The organism is Microbacterium sp. bgisy203 (genome assembly GCF_057706945.1).
On record NZ_JBYIPF010000001.1, the window covers coordinates 575,621 to 601,198 of the forward strand.

General features: G+C 71.2%; 19 protein-coding genes. 7 read left to right on the forward strand and 12 right to left on the reverse strand.

Annotation, left to right across the window (positions count from 1 at the left end; genetic code table 11):
- Positions 1–60: 60 nt before the first annotated feature.
- Positions 61–2,751 (forward strand): phosphoenolpyruvate carboxylase, encoded by a 2,691-nt coding sequence (locus AC3ENQ_RS02830; RefSeq protein WP_431801465.1) that lies wholly within the window; start codon positions 61–63, stop codon positions 2,749–2,751.
- 153 nt (positions 2,752–2,904) lie between these two features.
- Here AC3ENQ_RS02830 and AC3ENQ_RS02835 read toward each other — a convergent pair whose 3' ends face one another.
- Positions 2,905–3,501 carry a gamma carbonic anhydrase family protein gene (locus AC3ENQ_RS02835; protein WP_431801467.1) on the reverse strand — a complete coding sequence of 199 codons (597 nt, stop codon included), beginning with the start codon at positions 3,499–3,501 and terminating at the stop codon, positions 2,905–2,907.
- Positions 3,502–3,578: 77 nt separating this feature from the next.
- Here AC3ENQ_RS02835 and AC3ENQ_RS02840 point away from each other — a divergent pair, with 77 nt between their 5' ends.
- Together AC3ENQ_RS02840 and AC3ENQ_RS02845 are read left to right on the forward strand one after the other, a co-directional pair.
- Entirely contained in the window at positions 3,579–4,046 is a 468-nt protein-coding gene (locus AC3ENQ_RS02840) for an amino acid permease (protein WP_431801469.1), read from the forward strand.
- Between the two features lie 191 nt (positions 4,047–4,237).
- Positions 4,238–4,954 carry an amino acid permease gene (locus tag AC3ENQ_RS02845; protein WP_431801471.1) on the forward strand — a complete coding sequence of 239 codons (717 nt, stop codon included), beginning with the start codon at positions 4,238–4,240 and terminating at the stop codon, positions 4,952–4,954.
- A 302-nt stretch (positions 4,955–5,256) separates the two neighbouring features.
- Here the strand turns inward: AC3ENQ_RS02845 and mfd are convergent, their stop codons facing one another.
- The gene (gene mfd, locus AC3ENQ_RS02850) at positions 5,257–8,883 is read right to left on the reverse strand and encodes a transcription-repair coupling factor (protein WP_431801473.1); all 3,627 of its coding nucleotides are present in this window, start codon (positions 8,881–8,883) and stop codon (positions 5,257–5,259) included.
- Positions 8,884–8,984: 101 nt separating this feature from the next.
- On the opposite strand from mfd, the gene AC3ENQ_RS02855 reads away from it, so the two are divergent.
- A complete protein-coding gene (locus tag AC3ENQ_RS02855) occupies positions 8,985–9,671 on the forward strand; it encodes a hypothetical protein (RefSeq protein WP_431801474.1) in 687 nt (228 codons plus the stop codon).
- A 148-nt stretch (positions 9,672–9,819) separates the two neighbouring features.
- Here the strand turns inward: AC3ENQ_RS02855 and pth are convergent, their stop codons facing one another.
- The 3 genes from pth to AC3ENQ_RS02870 all read right to left on the reverse strand — a co-directional run bounded on the left by pth (position 9,820) and on the right by AC3ENQ_RS02870 (position 12,050).
- Positions 9,820–10,404, reverse strand: a complete 585-nt coding sequence (pth, locus tag AC3ENQ_RS02860; RefSeq protein WP_431801476.1) for an aminoacyl-tRNA hydrolase — start codon at positions 10,402–10,404, stop codon at positions 9,820–9,822.
- A 108-nt stretch (positions 10,405–10,512) separates the two neighbouring features.
- Positions 10,513–11,148, reverse strand: a complete 636-nt coding sequence (locus AC3ENQ_RS02865; RefSeq protein WP_431801478.1) for a 50S ribosomal protein L25/general stress protein Ctc — start codon at positions 11,146–11,148, stop codon at positions 10,513–10,515.
- 395 nt (positions 11,149–11,543) lie between these two features.
- Positions 11,544–12,050, reverse strand: coding sequence for a gluconokinase (locus AC3ENQ_RS02870; RefSeq protein ID WP_431801480.1), 507 nt, complete (start codon positions 12,048–12,050; stop codon positions 11,544–11,546).
- Between the two features lie 157 nt (positions 12,051–12,207).
- Here AC3ENQ_RS02870 and gndA point away from each other — a divergent pair, with 157 nt between their 5' ends.
- Positions 12,208–13,632, forward strand: a complete 1,425-nt coding sequence (gene gndA / locus AC3ENQ_RS02875; RefSeq protein WP_431801763.1) for an NADP-dependent phosphogluconate dehydrogenase — start codon at positions 12,208–12,210, stop codon at positions 13,630–13,632.
- A 7-nt stretch (positions 13,633–13,639) separates the two neighbouring features.
- On the opposite strand, the gene AC3ENQ_RS02880 is transcribed toward gndA, so the two are convergent.
- The 3 genes from AC3ENQ_RS02880 to AC3ENQ_RS02890 all read right to left on the reverse strand — a co-directional run bounded on the left by AC3ENQ_RS02880 (position 13,640) and on the right by AC3ENQ_RS02890 (position 17,116).
- Entirely contained in the window at positions 13,640–14,683 is a 1,044-nt protein-coding gene (locus tag AC3ENQ_RS02880) for a magnesium and cobalt transport protein CorA (protein WP_431801482.1), read from the reverse strand.
- 95 nt (positions 14,684–14,778) lie between these two features.
- The gene (locus tag AC3ENQ_RS02885) at positions 14,779–15,504 is read right to left on the reverse strand and encodes an ABC transporter ATP-binding protein (RefSeq protein ID WP_431801764.1); all 726 of its coding nucleotides are present in this window, start codon (positions 15,502–15,504) and stop codon (positions 14,779–14,781) included.
- Between the two features lie 58 nt (positions 15,505–15,562).
- Complete coding sequence (locus tag AC3ENQ_RS02890; RefSeq protein WP_431801484.1) at positions 15,563–17,116, reverse strand: ABC transporter permease; 1,554 nt, start codon at positions 17,114–17,116, stop codon at positions 15,563–15,565.
- 273 nt (positions 17,117–17,389) lie between these two features.
- Between AC3ENQ_RS02890 and AC3ENQ_RS02895 the strand changes: the two genes are divergently transcribed.
- Together AC3ENQ_RS02895 and AC3ENQ_RS02900 are read left to right on the forward strand one after the other, a co-directional pair.
- Positions 17,390–18,124 carry a response regulator transcription factor gene (locus tag AC3ENQ_RS02895; protein ID WP_431801486.1) on the forward strand — a complete coding sequence of 245 codons (735 nt, stop codon included), beginning with the start codon at positions 17,390–17,392 and terminating at the stop codon, positions 18,122–18,124.
- Positions 18,121–19,635 carry a sensor histidine kinase gene (locus AC3ENQ_RS02900; protein WP_431801488.1) on the forward strand — a complete coding sequence of 505 codons (1,515 nt, stop codon included), beginning with the start codon at positions 18,121–18,123 and terminating at the stop codon, positions 19,633–19,635. Before AC3ENQ_RS02895 ends, AC3ENQ_RS02900 begins: the two co-directional genes overlap by 4 nt.
- Positions 19,636–19,760: 125 nt before the next feature.
- Here the strand turns inward: AC3ENQ_RS02900 and AC3ENQ_RS02905 are convergent, their stop codons facing one another.
- The 4 genes from AC3ENQ_RS02905 to AC3ENQ_RS02920 all read right to left on the reverse strand — a co-directional run bounded on the left by AC3ENQ_RS02905 (position 19,761) and on the right by AC3ENQ_RS02920 (position 25,578).
- The gene (locus tag AC3ENQ_RS02905) at positions 19,761–21,314 is read right to left on the reverse strand and encodes an FAD-dependent oxidoreductase (RefSeq protein ID WP_431801489.1); all 1,554 of its coding nucleotides are present in this window, start codon (positions 21,312–21,314) and stop codon (positions 19,761–19,763) included.
- A complete protein-coding gene (locus tag AC3ENQ_RS02910; RefSeq protein ID WP_431801491.1) occupies positions 21,311–22,255 on the reverse strand; it encodes an FAD:protein FMN transferase in 945 nt (314 codons plus the stop codon). Before AC3ENQ_RS02910 ends, AC3ENQ_RS02905 begins: the two co-directional genes overlap by 4 nt.
- On the reverse strand, positions 22,255–22,770 hold the full coding sequence (locus AC3ENQ_RS02915; RefSeq protein WP_431801493.1) for a hypothetical protein: 516 nt from the start codon (positions 22,768–22,770) through the stop codon (positions 22,255–22,257). The genes AC3ENQ_RS02910 and AC3ENQ_RS02915 overlap by 1 nt, the downstream gene beginning before the upstream one ends.
- 87 nt (positions 22,771–22,857) lie before the next feature.
- Positions 22,858–25,578: a cation-translocating P-type ATPase gene (locus tag AC3ENQ_RS02920; protein ID WP_431801495.1), complete on the reverse strand. Its 2,721-nt coding sequence runs from the start codon at positions 25,576–25,578 to the stop codon at positions 22,858–22,860.

Below are 25,578 nucleotides of genomic sequence, written 5' to 3' on the forward strand. Positions count from 1 at the left end.
ACACCAGCTTCCATCGTAACGCGTGACAATCCGGTAACACCGGCGCATTACCGTGGAGGGATGCGTGAACTCACCCGCACCGAGGCCATCGATCTCGTCGGCCGCGGCGAAGCAGAACAGGAACTGCCCGAGCGCATGCGCGCCGACGTGCGACTGCTCGGCTCGCTGCTCGGCCGCGTCCTGCGCGAAAGCGGCTCGCCGGGCCTCTACGAGGACGTCGAGAGGCTCCGTCAGGCCACCATCGCCGCGTACACCGACGAGTCGCCCGAAGCCTTCGAGCGTGCGGCGGCGATCGCCGAATCCTTCTCGATCGCGCGCGCCGACGAGGTCGCACGCGCATTCACCGTCTACTTCCACCTCGTGAACCTCGCCGAGGAGCACCAGCGCGTGCGCGTGCTGCGCGAGCGCGACGGCCGGCCCGAGAAGGAGGATGCCGCAGACTCCGTCGCCGCAGCATTCGTCCGCCTCGCCGCCGAGGTCGGCGACGACACGGCGCTCCGGCGCCTGCAGGGGCTGCGCTTCCACCCCGTGTTCACGGCGCACCCCACCGAGGCGCGGCGGCGTGCGGTGTCGACGAGCATCCGCCGCCTCGTCGCACTGCTGAACGAGTACGACGCGTCGCTGCGCGGCGGCGCCGACGAGCGACGCGCCGAGCGGCGCATGCTCGAGGAGATCGACACACTCTGGCGGACCGCTCCCCTGCGCGCCGAGAAGCCGACGCCGGTCGATGAGGTGCGCGCGATCATGGCCGTCTTCGATGAGACGCTCTACACCGCCGTTCCGCACGTCTATCGCCGCGTCGACGACGCTCTGCAGGGCCCCGCGGCCGGCGCGCGCACCCCCGTGGTCCGCCCCTTCGTGCGGCTCGGCACCTGGGTCGGCGGCGACCGCGACGGCAACCCGTTCGTGACCGCCGCCATCACGAAGAAGGCCGCGGGTATCGCCTCGGAGCACGTGCTCCTCGGCCTGGAGAGCACGGCGGGCCGCATCGCCAAGACCCTGACCGTCGCGGCCGAGACGACGCCGCCGAGTCCCGAGCTCGTCGCTTTGCTGCAGCGGCTCGCCGACGCTGACGAGGAGGGCGCGGCCGACGCCGCCAAGCGTGCGGCGGGCGAGCCGCACAAGCGCGCGATGCTCCTCATCACACGTCGCATCTCCGCGACGCGTCGCCGCGACGCCGATCTCGCCTATCGCGAGCCGGGGCAGCTGCTCGCCGACCTGAGCGTGGTCCAGGCATCCCTCGCCGCCGCCGGCGCGCCCCGTCAGGCCTACGGTCATCTCCAGCAGCTGCTCTGGCAGGTCGAGACGTTCGGCTTCCACCTCGCCGAGCTCGAAGTGCGCCAGCACTCGGCGGTGCACCGGAAGGTCCTCGAGGAGTGCGAGGCCCGGGCTGCGCAGGAATCGTCGGGCGCCCTCAGCACGCAGGCCGAAGAGGTACTGGAGGTCTTCCGCACGATCGCGCAGATCCAGCACCGCTACGGCCCGGGCGCCGCGGGGCGCTACATCGTGTCGTTCACGCAGTCGGCCGAAGACCTCGCGAACGTCCACACGCTCGCGCGCTACGCGGTCGGCCCGGGCGGCACGCCGCCCGTCCTCGACGTCATCCCCCTGTTCGAGACGTTCGCGGACCTCCAGGCCGCTCCCGGGATCATGGCCGAGATCGTCGAGCACCCGGCCTTCGCCGCGCGCCTGGACGCCACCGACCGGCGCCTCGAGGTCATGCTCGGCTACTCCGATTCGTCGAAGGACGTCGGCCCCGTCGCCGCGAATCTCGCGCTCTACGAAGCGCAGGCGAAGATCGCCGCATGGGCGCAGGATGCCGGAATCGAACTGACCCTCTTCCACGGACGCGGCGGGGCGCTGGGCCGCGGTGGAGGCCCCGCGAACTCCGCGATCCTCGCGCAGCCGCCGCACTCGGTCGACGGCCGCTTCAAGCTCACCGAGCAGGGCGAGGTCATCTTTGCCCGCTACGGCGACCCGAACATCGCGATGCGGCACATCGACCAGGTCGCCGCGGCGGTCCTGCTGGCATCCGCCCCCTCGATCGAAGCGCGCAACCGCGCCGCCGCCGAGCGCTACGCCGACATCGCCGCGACGATGGACGCCGCGTCGCGCGAACGGTTCTTCGCGCTCGTGAAGGCCGACGGATTCGCCCCGTGGTTCGCGACCGTCACCCCGATGGAGGAGATCGGGCTGCTGGCCCTCGGGTCGCGGCCCGCGCGCCGCGGACTGTCGGTGGAGTCCCTCGAAGACCTCCGCGCGATCCCATGGGTGTTCGCGTGGTCGCAGGCGCGCATCAACCTCGCCGGCTGGTTCGGACTCGGCACGGCGCTCGAGGCCGTGGGTGACCTCGACGCGCTCCGCGAGGCGTACGACGAGTGGCCGCTCTTCCGCACCGTCATCGACAACGTCGGCATGAGCCTCGCGAAGGCCGACGAGCGCATCGCGCGCCGGTACCTCGACCTCGGCGACCGCACCGACCTCGCCGATCTCGTCGCCGACGAGATGGCCCTCACCCGCCGCTGGGTGATCGACATCGCGGGGGGCGACGACCTCCTCGCGAACAAGCCGGTGCTCCAGCGCGCGGTCAAGATGCGGAGCCCGTACGTCGACGCCCTGTCGCTGCTGCAGCTACGCGCGCTCCGCACGCTGCGCGCCGGCGATGTGTCCGACGCCGACCTCCCGCAGTGGCAGCGCCTGCTGCTGCTGTCGGTGTCGGGGGTGTCGGCAGGGCTCCAGAACACGGGGTGAGGCGCGGGCCGGCGCGCCGGCCGCGGCATCCTCCCGGATGTCACATCACGAACACCGGACATCTCACCCACACAGGACCGGATGCCTGCCGGTCGGCCTGTCTCGGTGAGATCTCCTGCCTCGGTGAGATCTCCTGCCTCGGTGACGGCCGGTTCAGACCTGCCGGTCGGACCCGTGGCGGGCGAGCGCCGCGCCGTAACGCTCGGTGAGCTGAACCATGTAGTCGGGCGCGGAGCGCTCGAGACCGAAGACGAATCCCGGGAAGTCGAGCTCCTCGCGAGCGGCCGAGATCGCCTCGGCCTCGGCGGCGGGAAGGATCTGCACGGGGTCGCCGATCGCGACCCAGCCGAGCGGGACGACGGTGCCGGGCGGGAGGGTCGTCTTGACGTGGACGACGGCGCCCATCCGCACGAGGCTCCCGGTGCCGACGTGCGCGCCGTTCACGATGCGACTGCCCGTGGCGAGATACACCTCGTCCTCGATCGTCGCGCCGGAGACCGACGCCATCGGTCCGACGAGCACGTGGTCGCCGATGTGGACGGAGTGGACCGCGCTCGCGCGGATGAGCGCGTTCTCCATCACGATCGTGTTGTCACCGATCGTGATGGGCGAGCCCTCACTCGTGATGACGGCGCCGTGGAGCACCTGGCATCCGGCTCCGATCGCGACGTCTCCCGAGACGACGGCGGTCGGCGCGACGACGGCCTCGGGGTGGATGCGGGGCGTGGCCCCGAGGTGCTCGAACTGCATACGGCCTCCTGCCGGTCTGACGCCAGCGTACGACCCGTGATACCGGCGGCGTAAGTGCGACGTGGGTATGGTGAAGAGTGACCTCCCCCACACCGACCCGGACAACGGTGTCGATGCTGACGCTGTCGACCTTCGTCGTGGGGTCGATGATCGGCGCGGGCGTCTTCTCGCTCCCGGGCACCTTCGCGGCGGAGACGGGCGTCTCGGGGTCGCTGATCGCGTGGGCCGTCGCCGGAGCGGGCATGTTCCTGCTCGCGCTCGTCTTCCAGCGCCTCGCCGCGAGCCGACCCGACCTCGACGCGGGCGTCTACTCCTACGCCCGCTCCGGATTCGGCCGCTACCTGGGGTTCCTCTCCGCCTTCGGCTATTGGGCGAGCGCGTGCGCCGGCAACGTCTTCTACTGGGTCTTCATCATGTCGACCCTCGGAGTGGTGGTCCCGGCCTTCGCGCCCGCACTCGGGGCGGGCGACACGCCGCTTGCAGTCGCCGTCTCGTCAGCGGGCCTCTGGACGTTCTTCGTCCTCGTCCGGCGCGGCACCCGCTAAGCGGCGGCCGTCAACCGGATCGTCAGCATCGCCAAGGTCCTGCCGATCGTCGCGTTCGTCTTCCTGTGCCTGTTCGCCTTCGACCCGGCGGTGTTCGCCGCGAATCTGTCGGGGGATGCCTCGATCCGCCTCTTCGACCAGGTGCGCGGAACCCTCCTCGTCACCGGGCGACTGTGCTCGGGTTCCTGAGCGTGCTGGCGATCTTCGTGTCGGTGACGATCGTGGCCTTCGGCATCCTGCCGCGCGAGGACATCGCGGCCCTCGCCCAGCCGTCGATGGCGGGAGTCCTCGCCGCGGTGGTCGGCCCGTGGGGCGCGGCGTTCGTCGGTGTGTCACTCATCGTGGCGGTACTCGGCGCGTACCTCTCCTGGACGCTCATGGCGGCCGAGGTGCTGCTCGTCGCCGCGCGCGACGGCGACCTCCCGGCGGTGTTCGCGCGGACGAATGCCAAGGATGTCCCGGTCGGCGCCCTGCTCATGTCGACGCTGCTCGTACAGGTGCTGCTGGTCGTCGTCCTCTTCGCGAACAACGCGTTCGACGTCGCCCTGAACCTCACGAGCGCGCTCGCGCTCATCCCGTACTTCCTCACCGCGGGGTTCGGACTCCGGGTCGCGTTCGCCGACCGCCGCAGCGCGGGTACGGGCGCCGGGCGGGGGCGGGCGATCGGGATGGTGGTCGTGGCGGCGCTCGCAACCGCGTACACCGCGTTCCTGCTCTATGCCGCGGGCGGCGAGTACCTCCTGCTCGCGATGCTCATCCTCGTTCCCGGGACAGCCCTGTTCGCGCTCGCCCGCCGCGCCGCCGGGCGACGCGTGTTCGCGTCGTGGGAGTGGGCAGTGTTCGCGCTCGCCCTGACCGGCGCGATCGCCGCCGTCATCCTCCTCGCGACCGGAGCGATCTCGGTCTGACGCCCCCGGCATCCCCCGAGACCGCGTGTTCCCGGTCTGACTCCCCGGCATCCCCCGAGACCGTGTGTTCTCGACGAAACCCGCGTCATCGAACGGCGATCTCGTCGAGAACGCGCGGTCTCGCGGAGGTGGCGAGGTGCAGAGGTGGCGAGGTGCACGGGCGGCTGGGCGGCGCGGGCGGACGCGGGCGGGGCGCGCGGGGGCGCCGGGCGGCGCGGGCGGACGCGCTGGGCGGCGCGAGCGGTCGCGGGCGCGGGCGCGGCGGCCGGACGCGCTGGGCGGCGCGGGCGGGGCGGGCAGGCTCAGGCCTCGGCGGCGGGCTCGGGCAGCGGGAAGAGCTGGTCGAGCAGCTGCGCGACCCAGGCGATCAGGTCGGCGTCGGCGACGGGTTCGCCGCCGGAGGTCGGCAACGGCACGATCATCGCTTCGCCGCCGGCGAGCACCTTCGACTTCGGATACAGCCGCTGCAGACGTACGCGCAGCGAATCGGATGCCGGAGCGGGCGCGACGCGGAGGTTCGGCCCCATCGCGACGACGTCGGTGAGCTGCGACTGCGCGGCACGGCGGCGCAGTCGTGCCACGGCGAAAAGACCCAGGACCTCGGGCGGCGCCTGGCCGTACCGGTCTTCGAGCTCCTCGCGGACGAGGTCGATCGCGTCTTCGGCATCCCCGCCCTCCGCACGGCCCTGCCGCGCGAGGGAGGCGACGGATGCCGCCGCGGACAGCTTCTGGTAGGCCTCGAGCCGCAGGCGCTCGCTGTCGATGTAGCTCTCGGGGATCCGCGCGTCGACGGGGAGCTCGAGGCGCAGCTCGGCGGGGCCGTCGACCTCGTCGCCGCGGAAGGTCGCGACGGCCTCGCCGATCATGCGGAGGTAGAGGTCGAAGCCGACGCCGGCGATGTGTCCGGCCTGCTCGGCGCCGAGGAGGTTGCCTGCACCGCGGATCTCGAGGTCCTTCAGCGCCACCTGCATGCCGCTGCCGAGGTCGTTGTTGACGGCGATCGTCTCGAGCCGGTCGGCGGCTGTCTCACTCAGAGGCTTCAGTTCGTCGTACAGGAAGTAGGCGTACGCCCGCTCACGCCCGCGGCCGACGCGCCCGCGCAGCTGATGGAGCTGCGAGAGCCCGTACTTGTCGGCGCGGTCGATGATGATCGTGTTCGCATTCGAGATGTCGAGGCCGGTCTCGATGATCGTCGTCGAGACGAGCACGTCGAAGCGGCGCTCCCAGAACCCGTCGACGACCTCTTCGAGCGCGTGCTCCCCCATCTGCCCGTGTGCGACGGCGATGCGCGCCTCGGGCACGAGCTCCGCGAGCTGGGCGGCGACCCGCTGGATCGACTGCACCCGGTTGTGCACGTAGAACACCTGGCCCTCGCGCAGGAGCTCGCGGCGGATCGCGGCCGCGATCTGCTTGTCGCTGCGGGGGCCCACGTAGGAGAGGATCGGATGCCGGTCTTCGGGCGGCGTGGCGAGGGTCGACATCTCCCGGATGCCGGTGACCGCCATCTCGAGCGTCCGCGGGATCGGGGTCGCGCTCATCGCGAGGATGTCGACGTTCGTCTTGAGCTTCTTCAAGGCATCCTTGTGCTCGACGCCGAAGCGCTGCTCCTCGTCGATGATCATGAGCCCCAGGTCCTTGAAGATGACCTTCTCGGTGAGGATGCGGTGCGTGCCGATGACCATGTCGACGGTGCCGTCGGTGAGGCCGTTCAGCGTGTCGCGCGCCTCTTTGTCGGTCTGGAACCGCGAGAGCGGCCGAACCTTCACGGGGAAGCCGGCGAAGCGCTCCTGGAACGTCTCGAGGTGCTGCTTGACGAGGAGCGTCGTCGGCACGAGCATCGCGACCTGCTTGCCGTCCTGGATCGCCTTGAACGCGGCGCGGACGGCGACTTCGGTCTTGCCGAAACCGACGTCACCCGACAGCAGCCGGTCCATCGGGATGGGCCGCTCCATGTCGGCCTTGATCTCGTCGATCGTCTGCAGCTGGTCGGGGGTCTCGGCGAACGGGAACGCCTCTTCGAGCTCGCGCTGCCACGGGGTGTCGGGCCCGAACGCGTAGCCCTTCGCCGCCATGCGCGCCGAATAGAGCTTGACGAGCTCGACGGCGATGTCGCGGACGGCCTTGCGCGCCTTGCCCTTCGCCGCCGCCCAGTCGGAGCCGCCCATCTTCGAGAGAGCGGGGGCGTCGCCGCCGACGTACCGGCTGAGGAGATCGAGCTGGTCGGTGGGGACGAACAGCTTGTCGCCGGGGTGTCCGCGCTTGGAGGGCGCGTATTCGAGCACGAGGTACTCGCGCGTCGTCTTGACCGCGTTCCGCCCGCCTGACGACACCTCGCGCTGGACGAGCTCGACGAACTTGCCGATGCCGTGCGTCGAGTGCACGACGATGTCGCCCGCCTTCAGCTGCAGCGGGTCGACGACGTTCCGCCGGCGCGAGGCGAGCTTTTTGACGACTCGCCCGTCGGCGCCGATCGTCCGGCCGTAGAACTCGGCCTCGGTGAGCACCGCGAGCCGCGCATCGGGCAGTTCGAACCCGCTCTCCAGCGAGCCGACGACGGCGGTCGCAACGCCCGCGTCGGGCACCTCGTCGAGGGTCTCGGCGGTGCGCGCCGCGATGCCGCGCTCGGCGAGCACGTCCCGCGTGCGATCAACGAGTCCCGCGCCCGATGCAACGACGACCACGCGCCATCCCTCGCCGACGAGGTCGCCCACGTGCGCCGTCGCACCCTCGACGTTGCCCTGGAACGACGGCACCGACCGCGCCGCGACGCGCACGACTTCGCCCGCCGTTCCGGCGTCGATGAGGCCTTCGGCCGCGGCATCCGCCTCACCCGAATCGAACCCGCTGAACGACCACCACACGCCGCCCCGTTCGTGCGTCGCCGCCTGCAGGTCGGGCAGGGCGAGGAAATCGCCCGAATCGAGGTCGACCGGGGTGTCGGCGCCCGCGGTCGCGGCGTTCCACGCGGCCTCGAGGAACTCGCGGTTCGTCTCGCCGAGGGTCATCGCGCGCGTCACGGACCGCTCCGGGTCGATGAGGGCGACCGCGGTGCCGCGCGGTAGGTAGTCGACGAGCGGCACGATCGCATCGGCGACGGCGGGAAGAAGCGACTCCATGCCCTCGACGGGGATGCCTTCGCTCATCTTCTCGAGCATCGCGCGCAGTCCGGGGAACCGGTCGTGCAGGGCGGCAGCGCGTTCGCGGACGCCCGGAGTGAGGAGGAGCTCGCGGCTGGGCAGGAGCGTCACCTCACGCACATCCCCCGGCAGCGAGCGCTGATCGGCGACCGAGAAGGCGCGGATCTGGTCGACCTCGTCGCCGAAGAACTCCACGCGGTACGGGTGGTCGGCGACCGACGGGAAGACGTCGAGGATGCCGCCGCGCACCGCGAACTCGCCGCGCCGCGACACCATGTCGACGCGCACGTACGCGAGGTCGACGAGGCGGCGGGCGACCGATTCGAGGTCGTAGCCGCGCGCGCCCTGCGAGAGTTCGAGCACACCGGCATCCGTGAGCCCCGCGGCGATCGGCTGCAGCGCGCCGCGCACCGACGCCGTCACGATGAGCGGCGCCTCGCCTTTCCATTCCGCCGCAGAGCGCAGGAGTTCGAGACGTCGGCCCACGGTCTCCGTCGACGGGCTCAGACGCTCGTGCGGCAGGGTCTCCCACGCCGGGAAGTGCGCGACCCGGGCGTCGGAGACGAGGCTCTCGAGCGCGGCGCCGATGCTCTCCGCGCGGCGCCCGGTAGGCGTGATCACGAGAAGGGATGCCGGGGCTCCCGCCGCCTGCCGCGCCTCGAGAAGTGCCGCCAGCACCGGCGCGTCGAGGCCCGCGACCATCGAGAAGTCGGTGTCGTGGCGCGCCGAATCCACCGCGTCCCGAACGGACGGAGCCTGCGTGAGGGCGCGCGGAATCCCGGAAACTGTCACCGCACGAGTCTACGGCGGCCTGGGGACACGGGCCCGAGGCGGGCTGGGGACACGGGCCCGAGCTGCCCCTGCCCGCGGCGCCCCGTCCCTAGGATGAGCACGTGAGCGAGAACCTCCCGCCCCAGCACACGCCCGCGTCGCCGCCGCCGGTGCCGAGCCCGCCGGTGCCGAACCCGCCGGTGCCGAACCCGTACGCGCAGGCACCCTACGCGCAGGGTGCTTACGCGCAGAGTCCTTACGTCGGGCAACAGACCGCCCAGGTCCCGCAGGTTTCGCAGGCCCCGCAGGTTTCGCAGGCCCCGCAGGCGACCGGGTCATACGCGCAGGCCCCACAGGCGGCCCTGGGCCCGTACGGCAGCCCCTGGCCGGCCACGCCCCACCCTGCACCCGCCGCGCCGGCGACGAGCGCGCCGCGGACGAAGAGCCTCGGCCTGATCGCCCTGCTCATCGCGGCGGGCGGCATCGGTCTCGCGGTCATCCTCGCAGGGATCGCGGGCGCGCGCATCGGCGAGCCATTCCTCATGGCCGCCGAGAATTCCGGCCCCGACGGCGCCCTCGACCTCGCCTACTTCTCCGGCGTGCGCGGGTGGGTGCTGCTCGGCGAGGTCGCGTTCTGGCTCGGAACCATCACGGGCATCTGGGCGCTCGTGCAGGGGATCATCGCGCTCGTGCAGGGTCGCGGGCGCGGCGCCGCCATCGGCGCGGTGATCATCGCGATCCTCGGCCCCGCGCTCTTCTTCGTCGTCCTCGTGCTCGCGATGGCTCTGGGCTACGCCGCGACGGCCTGAGTCCCCGGCATCCCACACAGGAATCCGCGCACGAAAGGCGCGAATCGTCGGCGCGAATCGTCGCTTCCGCGCCTCAGAAGCGCGATTTGCGCCGACGAAACCTGCGGCGACGACGATCTGCGCCGACGAAACCGCGGGGCGCGGCGCGCTACGCGCGGGGCGCGTGGTGCCGCTGCTGCGCGGCGAGCAGGCCCTCGTCGATGAGCTGCTCGACGGCATCCGCCGCGTCTCCCACGACGAGGGGCAGCTGCGTGCGCTCCGCCGACGAGAACGGATCGAGCACCCAGTCGGCCGGGTCCTGACGACCGGGCGGACGGCCGATCCCGACGCGCACGCGCGGGAAGTCGGGTGTGCCGAGCGCCTTCGCCACGTCACGGATGCCGTTGTGTCCGCCGTGTCCGCCGCCGGTCTTGAGCTTCAGGGTGTCGAACGGGATGTCGAGCTCGTCGTGCACGAGGACGATCCGCTCCGGCGGCACATCGTAGAAGCGCGCGAGCTGCGACACCGGCCCGCCGGAGACGTTCATGAAGGAGTTCGGGGTCGCGAGGACGACCTTGGCCGCGCCGGGGCGCAGCCACGTCTCGGCGACCCGCGCGTTCGCCTTGTGAGCGCGCAGGGTCTCACCGCGGCGCGCCGCGAGCTCGGCGATCACCATCTGACCGACGTTGTGCCGCGTGTTCTCGTATCGCGTGCCCGGGTTCCCGAGCCCCACGACCAGCCACGTCTCAGCCATCAGCTTCCTCTCGATGTCCTCTCACGCGCAGACGATCGCAGCCCGCCTCCCCCGAGATCTGCGGAAACAGAGTATCGGCGGGGACGGGCTGCGGATGCTGCGCGTCGATTACTCGGCGGCCTCTTCGGAGGACTCCTCGGCCTGCTCCTCGGCCACGGCTTCGTCGGCGGCCTCGATCTCGTCGGCCTCGGCGATCGTGGCGGCGGGCACCGAGATCGCGACGATGAGGGTCTCGGGCTCGGTGACCAGCGCGGCGCCCTTCGGGAGCTTCAGCTCGGCGGCCGTGATGTGCGTGCCGTCCTCGAGGCCCTCGACGTCGACCTCGACGTTCTGCGGGATGTGGGTCGCCTCGACCTCGAGCGCGACGGTCGCGCTGTCGAGGTTCGCGATCGTGCCGGAGAAGGGCTCACCCACGACGACGACGGGGACGTCGACCTGGATCTTCTCGCCCTTCTTCACGACGAGCAGGTCGATGTGCTCGATGATCTGGTGCACCGGGTCCTTCTGCACGTCCTTGACGAGCGCGAGCTGCTCGGCGCCGTCGACGGAGAGCTCGAGCACCGCGTTGGCGCGGCGGATGAGCAGCGACACCTGGTGGCCGGGCAGGGACACGTGGACGGGCTCGGTGCCGTGGCCGTAGATGACGGCGGGGATGTTGCCCGCGGCGCGCAGGCGGCGCGCGTAGCCCTTGCCGAAGTTCTCGCGACGCTCGGCGACGACCTTGGTGTCGGTCTCGGTGCTCATGTTCTTCTCCTTGCGGGCGATGACGCCCTGATGTGTGCGGTCTGGACGACCGGGGTTCTGGGTCTCGACTCGAACGCACGCGCGTGAGGAAACGCCCCGCAAGGCATCACCGCGTCGATCACGGATGCCGGAAAACAGGCATCCCTCGCCGAAGTACGGACCTCAGTCTACCAGGGGCCCCGCTACGATGAAGACGCCGCCCGCGGCGCCCGATCCCACTCCCCGACCCACACCTGGAGGAACCATGGACTACGGCTGGATGTCGCATGCACTGATGTGGCTCGTCGGTCTGCTCACCGTCGGAGCGGGCGTCGGATGCCTCGCCGCACTGTGGTCGATGGGCCGTTCGGGCTACCGCAAGGACTGAGCGCCGACGCCGCCCGTCGGCGGAGGCTTCAGCCCGCGCGACGGATCAGCTCCGCGATACGGGTGACGACCGAGCCGAGGTCGGAGTCGTTCGCGACGCGCACGCCCGGCTCGTCGGAGGCAAGAGGCTCGAGGGTCTCGAGCTGCGAGTCCAGCAGCGACGCCGGCATGAAGTGGTCGCGGCGCGACACCCGCGTGCGGAGCCTCGCCTCGGGCACGACGAGTTCGACGAAGAACGCGCCCGGCGTCTGCGCGCGGATCCGGTCTCGATAGCTTCGGCGCAGCGCCGAGCACGCCACCACGATCCGCGGGCGACGGAGGGTCGCGGCCACGGCATCGAGCCACGGCATCCGGTCGGCGTCGTCGAGCGGATGCCCCGTCGCCATCTTCTGGACATTCGCACGCGGGTGCAGATCGTCGCCGTCGACGAACTCAGCCTTGAGCGCCGCCGCGACCGAGGCTCCCACGAGCGACTTCCCCGAGCCGCTCGGGCCCATCACGACGATCCGCATACCGGCATCCTTCCACCCGCTCATGTGTCACATCGGGCGACGCGCCCCGCACACCGGACTACGCTGGAAGAGACCCCGCAGCCCGCTTTCCGAGGAGTGTTCCGTGTCCGAAACCGCACCGGCATCCACCACCGTTCCGGCCTCTCCCACCGCCAACATCGGGGTCGTCGGCCTCGCGGTGATGGGGTCGAACCTCGCCCGGAACCTCGCCTCGCGCGAGGGCAACACGGTCGCCGTGTACAACCGGTCGCGGTCGAAGACCGACGATCTCGTCGCCGAGCACCCCGAGGCGGGCTTCGTGCCGGCCTACTCGTACGAGGAGTTCGCCGCGTCGCTGCAGCGGCCGCGCACGGCGCTCATCATGGTGAAGGCGGGCGGCCCGACCGACGCCGTCATCGACGCGCTGATGGAGGTCTTCGAGCCCGGAGACATCATCATCGACGGCGGCAACTCGCTGTTCACCGACACGATCCGCCGCGAGAAGCTCGTACGCGAGCGGGGCTTCAACTTCGTCGGCATGGGCGTCTCGGGCGGCGAGGAGGGCGCGCTGCACGGCCCGTCCCTCATGCCCGGCGGTCCCGACGAGGCGTGGGTCACGCTCGGCCCGATCCTCCGCTCGATCGCCGCCGTGGCCCCCGACGGCGAGCCGTGCGTCACGCACATCGGCCACGACGGCGCCGGTCACTTCGTCAAGATGGTGCACAACGGCATCGAGTACGCCGACATGCAGCTCATCGCCGAGGCGTACGACCTGATCCGCCGCGGCACCGGCAAGAGCCCCGCCGAGATCGCCGACGTCTTCGCCGCGTGGAACACCGGCGAGCTGGAGAGCTACCTCATCGAGATCACGGCGGAGGTGCTCCGCCAGGTGGATGCCGCGACGGGCCGTCCCCTCGTCGACGTCATCGTCGATGAGGCCGGGGCGAAGGGCACGGGCGCCTGGACGGTGCAGACCGCGCTCGACCTCGGCGTCCCCGTCTCCGGCATCGCCGAGGCGACCTTCGCGCGGTCGCTGTCGAGCCACCGCGAGCAGCGCGACGTCTCGCACGAGCTCCCCGGCTGGGACGACCCCAGCCGGGTCGTGTTCGACCAGCCCGGCGAAGAGCAGGACCGGTTCATCGAGGACGTCCGCCTGGCTTTGTTCGCCTCGAAGATCGTCGCCTACTCGCAGGGCTTCGACGAGATCCGCGCCGGCGCCGCGCAGTACGGCTGGGACATCGACCTCGCCGCTGTCGCCCGCATCTGGCGCGCGGGCTGCATCATCCGCGCACAGTTCCTGAACCGCATCTCCGACGCGTACGAGATCGCCCCCGACCTGCCGGTGCTCCTCACAGCGCCGTACTTCGTCGAGGCGCTCGAGCGCGCGCAGGGCGCGTGGCGCCGCACGGTGGTGCACGCCGCACTCTCCGGCATCCCCGCCCCCGCGTTCTCGTCGTCGCTCGCGTACTACGACGGCCTGCGTGCCGACCGGCTGCCCGCCGCCCTCATCCAGGGGCAGCGCGACTTCTTCGGCGCGCACACCTACAAGCGCATCGACAAGCCCGGAACCTTCCACACGCTGTGGTCGGGCGACCGCACCGAGGTCGAGGCCGAAGACACCCACTGAGGCGGGGCTAGAGCCAGTCCTTCTTCTTGAACGCGACGTAAAGCGCCGCGCTCACGGCGACCATGAGCGCAAGCGCGAACGGGTAACCCCACGTCTGCTCGAGTTCGGGCATGTAGCGGAAGTTCATGCCGTAGATGCCGGCGACGAGCGTCGGCGCGAAGCCGATCGCGGCCCAGGAGGAGATCTTCTTCACCTGGTCGTTCTGCTCGATACTCTGCTCGGTCATGCGCTGCATCGCGTCGTTGCGGCGCCCGTCGAGGATCGTCGCGTGCACCGTGAGCGCATTGTCGAGCGTCGAGCGGAACGCCGACACGCGCGCGTCGATGTAGCGCGCGCGATCGGCGATCTCGGCGAAAGCGGGCGGCGACGGGGCGTCGGTGCGGTCGTCGACGAGGCGCTGCAGCCGGTCGAGCATGTCCTCGAGGGGCGCGGTCGCGTGGCCCAGGTCGATCACCTCGCGCTGCAGCGCGAAGATGCGACGCGAGACGTCTTCGTCATCGCCGAAGAGCTGTTCTTCGATCTCGTCGATGTCGTGCTCCACGCCGTCGAGCACGCCGCGGTAGCCGCGCGTCACGAACTCGAAGGCGCCCCAGAGCACGCCGTAGGGGCCGCGATCGAGGTTGTCCGGATGCTCCTCGACCTTCGCCCGCAGCGCCTCGATGTCGACAGCACCGTCCGAGGAGCTCGCGACGAAGACATCATCACCGACGATGACGTCGACTTCGTGGCACTCGACGGTCTCGGCGGCGTCGTCGTACTGCGCGGGCTGCAGCACGACGTAGAGGTGGTCGCCGAACCGGTCGAGCTTCGAACGCTGGTTGGTGCGCAGCGTCGAGGCGACGCCGAGCGGCGCGAGCTCGAGCGCGGCCGCGAGATCGTGCACCTGCGCGTCGGAGGGGCTCGTCATCGACACCCACAGCATGCCGCCCAGGCGCCGGGCGACGGCGAGCGCCGCCGCGGGGTCGTGGAGTGTCGCGGGGTCGTCGGGCAAGGCGATGTGGCCGTCGTAGACGACGCAGTGCGGCTGTGTTCCAGACGAGGTCAGGGGCATGTGGCCACCCTATTCCCGGCACTCCCGTCCCGCCCGGTCCCACTCCCGTGCTCCGGCCCGGATCCCCGAGACGGCGGGCGCAGTGGGGGCGGGGGTCAGCGGGTGATGTCGCGCACGACGCCCTTCTCGAGGCGCAGGCGGCGGCGGGCGCGCCGCGCGACGGCCGAGTCGTGCGTCACGACGACGAGCGTGAGTCCCTCGGCGTTCAGCCCCTCGAGCACCGCCAGGATCTCGTCGCGCATCTGCTCGTCGAGGTTGCCGGTCGGCTCGTCGGCGAGGAGCACGCGCGGACGCTTCGCGATCGCGCGGGCGATGGCGACGCGCTGCTGCTGGCCGCCCGAGAGCTCCCCGGGGCGGTGGTCGGCCCGCTCGGTCAGGTCGACTCGCGCGAGGGCATCGGCGACGCGTCGGCGCCGCTCCTCCCGGTCGAGCCCAAGGGGTTCGAGCCCCATGTCGACGTTCTCCGCGGCGGTGAGGGTCGGGATGAGGTTGAACGCCTGGAACACGAACCCCACGTCGTGCGCGCGCACCCGCTCGAGGGTTCCGGCCGACGCGTCGGCGAGGTCGGTCCCGTCGATGAGGACGTGGCCCGTCGTCGGCACGTCGAGCGCGCCGAGCAGTTGCAGGAGCGTGGACTTCCCGCCGCCCGTCGGGCCTTGAATGGTCACGAAGTCGCCGGCGTCGATCTCGAGATCGACGTTCTCGAGCGCACGCACCTCCCGTCCCTTCTGCCGGTAGGTCCTCCCGACCCCGCGCAGGCGGTACGCGGGCTGGGCCGCGTGCGCTGCGGCATCCGTCGTGTTCTCGTCGATGATCGTCATATCGTCCTCCTCGGGTGTGGGAATCGGCGTGTTGGGGTGGATGCCGGTGCGCGCGCGGTCACGCGACGGCACGGAGCGCCTCGGCGGGGCTGAGTCTCGCCGCGCGCCAGGCGCCGAACGCACCCGCGACGAGGCCTCCGGCGACGGCGAGAAGGAGGGCCGCGACGACGATCCAGAGCGACAGCGGCGCGTGCAGCACGACGTCCGACGCCGTGGAGGCGAGGTCGCCGAACCCGCCGCCCGGCATCCCGCCCGGGCCACCCTGACCCATCCCCGCGCCGCCTCGGCCGGGCCCGGACGGTGTCGCGGTCGATGCGGAGATCGTCGGCGAGACGAGGTTGATGATCGCGACACCGATGAGGCCGAGCAGGATGCCGGCGATACCACCGATCAGCGCCTGCACGACCGACTCGCCCGCGATCTGGCCGACGACGCGGCGGTTCGACCAGCCGATCGCCTTCAGCGTGCCGAGTTCGCGGGTACGCCGCGTGACCCCCGAGATCGTGAGCAGGACGGCGAGTGCGACGGCGACGACGAGGACGATGACCGACAGCCACGTGCCGAGGTTCGTGATGAGGGCACTCGCGCTGGAGAGCGACCCCGACACGGTCGCGGCGAGCTCTGACTGCGAGCTGACCGTCGCATCCGGGAGCGCGTCCTGGAGGCTCGCCTGCACGGCGGCGATGTCGCCGCTCGAGGACGCCTGCACGTATATCGTCGATACGACGTCCCCCGCGCCCGACAGCGTCTGCGCCACGTCGAGCGGGATGTAGACGTTCGCGGCGGTGTCGGCGTCGGACGAGGCGGACGCGACGATCCCGACGACCTCGAAGCTCGTGCCGCCGACATCGATCGTGTCGCCCACTGCGAGTCCCGCGCTCGTCGCGTAGGTCGCGTCGAGGACGGCGACGTCCGTTCCCTCGTCGTCGGCGGTGAGCGCGCGCCCGCCGCTCAGCGACACCGAGGACATCGGCCCGACGGAGGACGCGCCGGGGTCGATCCCGAGCACCGTGAATGAGTCGACGTCGAACGACCCGCCGCCGAAACCGCCGCCGGGAGCTGCGCCCTGACCGTCCTGGCCCGTCTGGCCCTGATCCGTCTGACCCTGACCCGGCGCCGTGCCGGCGTCGGCTCCGGCATCCGTTCCGGCATCGGTGCGGGCGTCCGGGCGCTGCGGCAGCTCTCCGGAGAAGGTCATGTTCGTGAGGCTGAGGGCGCCCGTCGCCGCCGCGACCCCGTCGACCGATGACACCTGCGAGACGACGCCGGCATCGAGGGTGCCGCGCCGGAAGTCGGTCGTCAGTCGCGATTGGTTGAGCGTGGTCGTGCCGTCCGCAGAGGTCTCTCCGCCGTCCTCGCCGAAGTCGAAGCGGCCGCCCGGTCCCCCGCCCTCGCCGGAGCGTTGGCCCGGCTGCTGCTCCGCGCCGGTGACCGTGAGGTCCGTGCCCACTCCGTAGACGGACGACAGCGCCTGGCTCTGCGCGTCGCGCACGCCCGCCGAAAGCGCGTTCACGATGATCACGAGAGCGATCGCGATCGCGAGCCCGATCGCGACGATCGCCGTCTGCTTCTTCCGGCCCGACAGCTCACGCCTCAGATACGTCCCGTACATGGGTCCCCCCTCCAGGCGCATCCGGCGCCGACGAGACGACGGTACGAATCGCTCCGATGCGCGCGCCCAGGCATCCCTCAGCGCCCCCTATGTATCCCTGGCCACCTGTATCCCGGCCCACCGCGAAACGGCATGCAGCGCGCCGGACGGGCGCCCGCGTCGCGCGCTGCATGCCGTATCGGGAGAAGAGAGGTCGGGTGGGAGCGGCGGGTTCACAGGATGCGCATAGCTCGCGCCATAGAGACCTCACAGTCGGCGCATCACAATGAGTGCATGAGCACTCCCGCCGCCGCCCCCTCGCTCCGCCGTCCCGACGGATCGGCGCTCCGCGTCCTCGTCGTCGACGACGAGCAGATGCTCACCGACCTGCTGTCGATGGCGCTGCGGATGGAGGGTTGGGAGGTGCGCGCCGCAGGCTCGGGCTTCGACGCCCTCAACGTCGCGCGCGAGTTCGACCCCGACGCCATGGTCCTCGACGTCATGATGCCCGACCTCGACGGCGTGGCCGTGCTGCAGCGTCTGCGCCGGTCGGGCAACGACGTGCCCGTGCTCTTCCTCACGGCGAAGGATGCCGTCGCCGACCGCGTCGCGGGACTCACCGCCGGCGGCGACGACTACGTCACGAAGCCGTTCAGCCTCGAAGAGGTCGTCGCGCGTCTGCGGGGCCTCATGCGCCGCGCCGGCACCGCGACCGCGGGCGGGTCGGACCCGGTCCTGCGCGTCGGCGACCTGTCGCTCAACGAGGACTCCCACGAAGTCGAACGCGACGGCACCGAGATCGAGCTGACGGCGACGGAGTTCGAACTCCTCCGCTACCTCATGCGCAACCAGCGCCGCGTGGTGTCGAAGGCGCAGATCCTCGACCGCGTATGGAACTACGACTTCGGCGGCCGCTCGTCGGTCGTCGAGCTCTACATCTCGTACCTCCGCAAGAAGATCGACGCCGGGCGCGAGCCCCTCATCCACACGGTGCGCGGCGTCGGCTACATGATCAAAGCGCCCCAGTGACCGCTCCGGCGCACCCCGTGCGGCGCTGGAGTCTGCAGACCCGCCTCATCGTGACCGTCGTCTCGTCGGTCGCGGTTATCCTGCTGACGGTGGGCCTCGCGACCGGGGCGATCCTCGGGACGATCCTCTCCGCCCAGCTCGACACGAACGTCCGCGAGGCGACGAGCCTCGCCGGGTCGCAGCTCATGCGTCAGCCCGGGGGGATCGCCGGCGCTGCGACCGCGACCCAGACCCTGACCGAGGGCAAGGTTCCACCCGGGCTCGTGCTCGTGGTGCAGTCGACGAGCGGCATCGACGGGGCCTATCTCGCGGACGGCAACACCCGCGTCGTGCAGCTCACGGATGAGGAGATCACGCGCGTGGCCAACGCATTCGACGGTGATCGATACGCGGACGTGACCTTCGATGACATCGGCACCTATCGGATGTACACGAGCCAGGTCGGCGGTCTCTACCTCGTCGCGGCAGGCCTCCCCGTCTCCACCGTCAACGCCACCATCGCGCAGATCGTCGTGACGGTCGGCCTCGTGACGACGGGCGGCCTCCTCATCCTCGCGGCGATCATCGCGCTCGTCATCCGCCGTTCGCTGAGGCCCCTGCACTCCGTCGCCGACACCGCCGCGCGCGTCGCAGCGCAGCCGCTCGACGCGGGCGACGTGCAGATCACCGAGCGCGTCCCGGCATCCGACGCCGACCCGTCCGATGAGATCGGCGCGGTGGGCGCGGCGCTGAACTCCCTCCTCGACCACGTCGACACCTCGCTCGCGGCGCGCCAGCGCAACGAGGAGCGCATGCGCGCCTTCGTCGCCGACGCGAGCCACGAGCTGCGCACGCCGCTCGCCGCAATCCGCGGGTACTCGGAGCTCTCGCTCCGGGCGTTGGCCCAGGCGCAGGATGCCGGAGCCTCCCCCGCCGTGCTCGTCGCGAGCGCCGAGCAGTCCGGCCAGGGACTCGAGCGGATCCACGCGGCATCCCTGCGGATGACGACGCTCGTCGAAGACCTGCTGCTGCTCGCACGACTCGACGAGGGCAAGGAGCTCGTCTACGGGGCCGTCGACCTCACGCGCGTCGTCGTCGACGCCGTCGCCGACGCGCAGGCGGCCGGTCCCGACCACGAGTGGATCATCGACGTCCCCGAAGAACCCGTCGTCGTCGCGGGCGACGCGACGCGCCTGCACCAGGTGATCGCGAATCTGCTCACGAACGCGCGCGTGCACACACCGACGGGGGTCGCTGTGACGGCGAGCGTGGCGCAGACCGGCGATCAGGCGGTCGTCCGGGTCGTCGACGACGGCCCGGGGATCGACCCCGCGATCGCCGACGAGCTGTTCGAGCGGTTCTCGCGCGCCGATCTCTCGCGCGCGCGGCAGACGGGAGGGACGGGACTCGGCCTCTCGATCGCGAAGGCGATCGTCACGGCGCACCGCGGCACGATCTCGGTGCGCAGCCGTCCGGGTGAGACGGCGTTCGAGGTGCGCCTGCCCGCCAAACCCGCCGACCCGGGCGCCTGAGGGCAGGTCGATCTGAGGGGATATCGTCGGCGCAAATCGTGGTCACGCGGGGTTTCGTCGGCGCGAATCGTCGTCACAACGCCCGATGAGGACGATCTGCGCCGACGAAGACACCCGGCACCTGGTCAGTACCCCGAGAAGGCGTCCGTCGTGATCGAGCGGGCCTTCTCGAGCGCGGGAGCAAGATCGGCGATGAGCCCGGGAGGGCCCGAGATGTACGCGTGCCGGCTGCCGATGTCGGGCACGACCTCGAGGAGTCCGTCGGCGTCGAGCCGCACGCCACGCGCCCAGCGCCAGTGCGGCGGAAGGTCCGCCGGCTCGGTGCGCGTGAAGACGATGACCGGGATGCCGGCGGCTTCGAGATCCTCGCGGAACGCGAGCTCCTCGGCATCCGAGGCGACGTACACGAACACCACGTCGCGGTCCTCGTCGGTGAGGCGCATCTGTCGCAGCTGCGAGACGAACGGTGTCACGCCGATGCCCGCCGCGACCATGAGGACGGGCGCGGACGGCCGCGCGGGCAGCACGAAGTCGCCCCACACGCCGGTGACGGCGAGGCGCTCCCCCGGCTCGATCAGGGCGAGCGCCTTCTTGTAGCTCGACTGCGAGCCTTCACGCAGGGCGATGCGCACCTCGGGCAGCTCCGCCGGCGCGGAGACGATCGAGAACTCGCGGCGCGTGCCGCGCGCGTCGGGGTGCGGGTGCGGCACCTCGAGCTCGAGGTATTGGCCCGCCGCGAAACGGAAGCGCCCCTCGGCGCGGAAGACGAGCTCGCGCACGGTCGGCGTCAGGATCTCACGGCGCAGGAACGTCAGGCGCACCGCCGTCCGCACGGTGAACGCGAAGGCGACGAGATTGCCGATGAGCAGCGCGCGTTCCTGCCCGAGAGTGATCGGACCGAGGTCGATCGGCCACCCGGCGAGGACGCCCACGACCGCGGCGACCGTGAACTGCTGCCAGCGGCGCGGCGGCAGGGTGAGCGGCTCCGACAGCATGAACGCGCCGAGGAAGAGGAAGGGCGACGCCCACAGCAGCGCCCAGAAGACCGTCCCGGCGTCGAAGGTGAGGCCGGCCTGGTCGTATTGCACCGAGGTGCGGACGAACGCGACCGCCACCGCGATCACGAAGAAGACGGCGATCACGCGCACCTTCTCGGTGCGGACGAGAACGACGAGGCCGAGGAGCAGCACCGGCACCGCGAGGAAGGGCGTGCCGACCCACCACGACGAGGCGCCGAGCGCGGGAAGCCAGATGCTGAGGATCGTGAGGAACGCCGCACCGACCGCGGCCGGGTTGAAGATGTGCCGACCCTGCCATGCGAGGAGGTATTTGGATGCCGACGCCACGACGCCCGCGATCACGAGCCCGACGAGGGCGAGAGGTTCGAGCGTCGGCCGCAGGATGAACAGCAGGATGAGGGTCGTGATGAGCGAGGACTCCCAGCGCCAGCCCTTCGCGAGGATGCGGTGCGCGACGGCATCCGTCGCGGCGCACGCGGCGGCCAGCACGGCCGCCGACACGATCAGCTCGATCGGCGTCGGGGCGAGCACCCCGAAGAACGACAGGACGAACGCGACGAGGCCGAGGGCGCCGAGCGCGAGGACGACGAGGCGGTACATCGACACACGGCCAACGACGGCGAACGCGCGATTCCAGAGGGCGGTCAGGGAGGAGTTCACGTGAACAACTCTGCCCCACATCCGGGCGACCACTCGACGCGGCCCGAGGTCGCCATGCGCACCCACTCCACACCGTGCGCCGCGGCAAAGCGCTCTCCGCCGGCGAAGAACAGCGCCGTGGCGGCCGCGTCCGCGGTCATGGTGTCGGGGGCCGTCGCCCAGGTCGCCGCGATCGTCCGTACGGGCTCGCCCGTGCGCGCGTCGAGGACGTGGTGCAGCCCGCCGCCGTCGGCGCCGGGCCAGGCGCGCCGGCCGACCGCCGACGCGCAGAGCGCTCCCTCCGCGAGGGTCCAGACCCCGATCGCGCGCGACGGGTCGAACGGGTGCTCGAGCGCGATGCGCTCCCCCGGATCGACCGCACCGCCCGCACCGCCGCCACGGAGGAGCAGGTCGCCGCTCGCGTCGACCGTGAAGCGCGAGAGGGATGCCTCGGCGAGCACCGCGCCGACGAGGTCGACGAGACGCCCCTTGCCGAGCGCGCCGACGTCGATCGTCGCGGGCTCGGCGAGCCGCAGTCGGTCGCCGTCCCACCCGAGAAGCTCCCGCCAGCGGGCGGGTGCGGGCTCCGCACCGCAATCGACGAGCGAGGAGGCCGGGTCGTACCCGCGGCGGGCGAGCGCGTCGCCGACGAGCGGGTTCACGGCGCCGGTCGTCGCCTCGGACAGCGCGGCGTAGAGGTCGAGCATCGCCGCGGCATCCCGGGGCGCGGGAACCGTCGCCGGCGCTATCGCCGCCCGGTCGGCGAGGTCCGAGACCACCGAATCGACCCGGAATCGCGACCACTCCCGATCGAACCGCTCGACGACGTCGTCGATGCGCGCGACGATCGCCTCGTCGAGCGGGCGCTCGGTGTCGATCCGCCAGCGTGTCCCGATCGCGTCGAAGGCGTGCGTGGCGACCGCCGGCGACGCGGCGGCCGGGGCAGGGCGGGCGCCCGCCATCACGCCGCCGCTTCGGCCTTGATCGTCTCGATCGCGTCGTTGAAGCCGCCGCTCGTGAGCGAGGACCCGGCGACGCGCGAGACGGAGATCTCGTCGATGTCCTTTCCGACGACGACGTCACTGATGCCGCCGATGAAGCGGCCCTGGTACTCCTCCGACTCGCGCTTCTGCGGGTCGCCGGTGACCTCGACGTCGGTGATCACGTCGCCCTCGAGGGTGACGGTGACGCTGATGGTCTCGACCGACTCGGGCGTCGCGTACGAGCCGTCGGCCGTGTAGGTGCCGTCGACGTAGGTGCTTCCGCTGCTCGCGGAGCCGGTCGCCGACGCGGTCGCCGACGCACTGGGCGCGACGGAGGGCGTGGTGGCGGCGGACTCTTCGGGCGTGGCCGCGGCGTCGCTGTCGCCGGCAGCGCAACCGGCGAGCGCGGCGATGCCGACGACGGATGCCGCGGCGACGCCGACCCGGACGGGACGGGTGCCGCGCGGGCGGGGGGCGACGGTGGTGCGGATCATGACGGTCCTCCTTCTGTCGTGCCGTCCGCGGGGGCGGGGGCGTGCTTCCACGCTAACGGCGCGGCGCGGGCGGAGGATCAGTCGCGCCTATGCGTTTGCATAGAGCCGCGCGTTCGCGTGCTCATCGCCGCGCCGCCGGAACGCCTTCAGCACCTCGACCGCCAGGAAGATCCCGACCGACATCGCGAGGGGAATCAACCACTCGCGAACCCCCAGCGGCTCCGAGCCGAACAGCACGTTCATGAACGGCACGTAGGTGTAGATCACCTGCAGGACGACGAGCGCGCCCGCGGACCACCAGATCGCGGGGTTGCCCCGGAAGACGTCGAGCGTCAGGCTGGACCGCATCAGGAACCGGCAGTTGAACAGATACGCGAGCTGCCCGAGCGCGAGCATCAGCACCGCCTCGGTGCGTGCCACGCCGAGGTCGGTGCCGTTCGCGAGCGAGATCCCGAAGACCGCAAGGGTCGCCCCGCCGATCAGCAGAGACACGAGGAGCACGAAGACGAGTTCGCGCCCGGAGATGATCGACCCGCCCGCACCTCGCGGCGGACGCGACATGATGCCCTTCTCGGCCGGTTCGTACGCGAGGGCGAGCGAGAGGGTGACCGCCGTCACCATGTTGACCCACAGCACCTGGACGGGCGTGAGCGGCAGCGTCAGCCCGAAGACGACGGCGATGAGGATCACGAGCGACTGCGCGCCGTTGGTCGGAAGGAGGAACACGACCGACTTCCGCAGGTTGTCGTAGATGCGCCGCCCCTCACGGATGGCGCTGCGGATCGTCGCGAAGTTGTCGTCGGCGAGGACGATCTCGGCGGCCTCCTTCGTCGCTTCGGTGCCCTTGATGCCCATCGCGATGCCGACGTCGGCCCGCGTGAGTGCGGGCGCGTCGTTGACGCCGTCGCCGGTCATGGCGACGACCTCGTCGTGCGACTGCAGCGCGCGGACGATGCGGATCTTGTGCTCGGGGCTCGTGCGCGCGTAGACGTCGACGTCCTGCACGACCTTCGCGAGCTCATCTTGGCTGAGTGCTTCGAGTTCGGCGCCGGTGAGCACCGCGGCGTGCTCGGGATCGTCGATGATCCCCATCTCCTGGCTGATCGCGACGGCGGTCCCGGCGTGATCCCCCGTGATCATCTTCACGCGGATGCCGGCGGCGTGGCAGTCGGCGATCGCCTCGATCGCCTCGGGGCGGGGCGGGTCGAGGATGCCCCAGAGCCCGAGGAACTCGAGGTCCTCGAGGTCGTCCATCTGGACGTCGTCCGCCTTCGTGGGCTTCCGCGCCGCGGCGAGGACGCGGAGCCCCTGCGCGCTGAGGTCGTCGATCGCGGCCTCCCAAAATGGGATGTCGAGGGGTTCCGAGCCGCCCTCGCCGCGCTGCGTGAGCGAGCGCTCGAGCAGACGGTCGGGAGCGCCCTTCACGAGGATCGCGCGGGATCCGTCAGGCGCCTCGTTGAGGGTCGCCATGAACTTGTTGGCCGAGTCGAACGGCACGACGCCGAGGCGCTTCGTGTCGGCATCCGACGCTCCGCCCTTCATCGCGACGACCTTCAGCGCCCCCTCCGTGGGCTCACCGACCAGCGCCCAGCCCACGCCGCCGTCGGGCCCGGTGACCCGATCGAGCTGCGCGTCGTTGCACAGGTCGGCGACAGCGAGGAGCGCTGTGAGATCGCGCCCTCCCGCGGGAGTGATCTCACCCTCGGGGTCGTACCCGAGCCCGGAGACCTCGTACCGAGCCAGGGGGGTGACCATGGAGCGCACGGTCATCTCGTTCTTGGTGAGCGTTCCCGTCTTGTCGGAGCAGACCGTCGTGACCGAGCCGAGAGCCTCGACGGCAGGGAGCTTGCGGGTGATGGCCTTGCGCTTGGCCATCTGCTGCACGCCGATCGCGAGGGTGATCGTCACGAGCGCGGGAAGCCCCTCGGGAATCGCCGCGACGGCGAAACCGATCGTGGCCGAGATGAGCTCGGCGAACGGCATGTCGTGGAGGTACCGCCCGATGAGCATCATGATGCCGGCCATCCCGAGGATGACGAGGGTCAGCACCTTGCCGAACGCGTCGAGCTGCTTCGTCAGCGGCGTCGCGAGGCTTCCCGCCTCGCCCACGAGCGCCTGGATCTTGCCGATCTCCGTGTGTGCACCGGTGCCGGTGACGACCCCGCGCCCCTGTCCCGCCGACACGATGGTCCCCGAGAACGCCATCGAGGCGCGGTCGCCGACCCCGGCATCCTCCGGCACGGCGTTCGTCTGCTTCGACGCCGGAACCGACTCCCCGGTGAGGGCGGCCTCGTCGATCCGCAGCTGCACCGCGGCGGTGAGCCGGAGGTCGGCGGGGACCTTGTCGCCGGGCATGAGGCGCACGATGTCGCCGGGGACGAGATCGCGCGCCGCGATCGTCGTCCACGATCCGTCGCGGCGCACGGTCGCGTCGGCGGAGAGCATGCCGCGGATGCCGGCGAGCGCCTTCTCGGCACGACCCTCCTGCACGTAGCCGATGACGGCATTGATGATCGCGACGGCCATGATGACCCAGAAGTCGAGCCAGTCGCCCATGACCGCCTTGATGACGGCGGCGGCCAGCAGGATGTAGATCAGCGTGTCGTTGAAGTGGCTGAGGAAGCGGACGATCGCGGGGCTGCGCTTCGGCTCCGGCAGCAGGTTCGGTCCCGCGATCTCGAGCCGCTCGGCGGCCTCGGTGCGGCTCAGACCGTTCTCTCCCGTGCGAAGCCCTCGTTCGACCTCCTCGGACTCGAGCGCGTACGGGCGCGCGACGGTCAGCTCGGCGTCGACGAGAGATGCGGCCAT

Bases quoted from the DNA above. Each gene is read 5' to 3' on its own strand.
- AC3ENQ_RS02830 (WP_431801465.1), top strand. From the start codon at position 61: ATGCGTGAACTCACCCGCACCGAGGCCATCGATCTCGTCGGCCGCGGC.
- AC3ENQ_RS02835 (WP_431801467.1), bottom strand. From the start codon at position 3,501: ATGCAGTTCGAGCACCTCGGGGCCACGCCCCGCATCCACCCCGAGGCC.
- pth (WP_431801476.1), bottom strand. From the start codon at position 10,404: ATGGCTGAGACGTGGCTGGTCGTGGGGCTCGGGAACCCGGGCACGCGA.
- AC3ENQ_RS02865 (WP_431801478.1), bottom strand. From the start codon at position 11,148: ATGAGCACCGAGACCGACACCAAGGTCGTCGCCGAGCGTCGCGAGAAC.
- AC3ENQ_RS02870 (WP_431801480.1), bottom strand. From the start codon at position 12,050: ATGAGCGGGTGGAAGGATGCCGGTATGCGGATCGTCGTGATGGGCCCG.
- gndA (WP_431801763.1), top strand. From the start codon at position 12,208: ATGGGGTCGAACCTCGCCCGGAACCTCGCCTCGCGCGAGGGCAACACG.
- AC3ENQ_RS02880 (WP_431801482.1), bottom strand. From the start codon at position 14,683: ATGCCCCTGACCTCGTCTGGAACACAGCCGCACTGCGTCGTCTACGAC.
- AC3ENQ_RS02885 (WP_431801764.1), bottom strand. From the start codon at position 15,504: ATGACGATCATCGACGAGAACACGACGGATGCCGCAGCGCACGCGGCC.
- AC3ENQ_RS02890 (WP_431801484.1), bottom strand. From the start codon at position 17,116: ATGTACGGGACGTATCTGAGGCGTGAGCTGTCGGGCCGGAAGAAGCAG.
- AC3ENQ_RS02895 (WP_431801486.1), top strand. From the start codon at position 17,390: ATGAGCACTCCCGCCGCCGCCCCCTCGCTCCGCCGTCCCGACGGATCG.
- AC3ENQ_RS02910 (WP_431801491.1), bottom strand. From the start codon at position 22,255: ATGGCGGGCGCCCGCCCTGCCCCGGCCGCCGCGTCGCCGGCGGTCGCC.
- AC3ENQ_RS02915 (WP_431801493.1), bottom strand. From the start codon at position 22,770: ATGATCCGCACCACCGTCGCCCCCCGCCCGCGCGGCACCCGTCCCGTC.
- AC3ENQ_RS02920 (WP_431801495.1), bottom strand. From the start codon at position 25,578: ATGGCCGCATCTCTCGTCGACGCCGAGCTGACCGTCGCGCGCCCGTAC.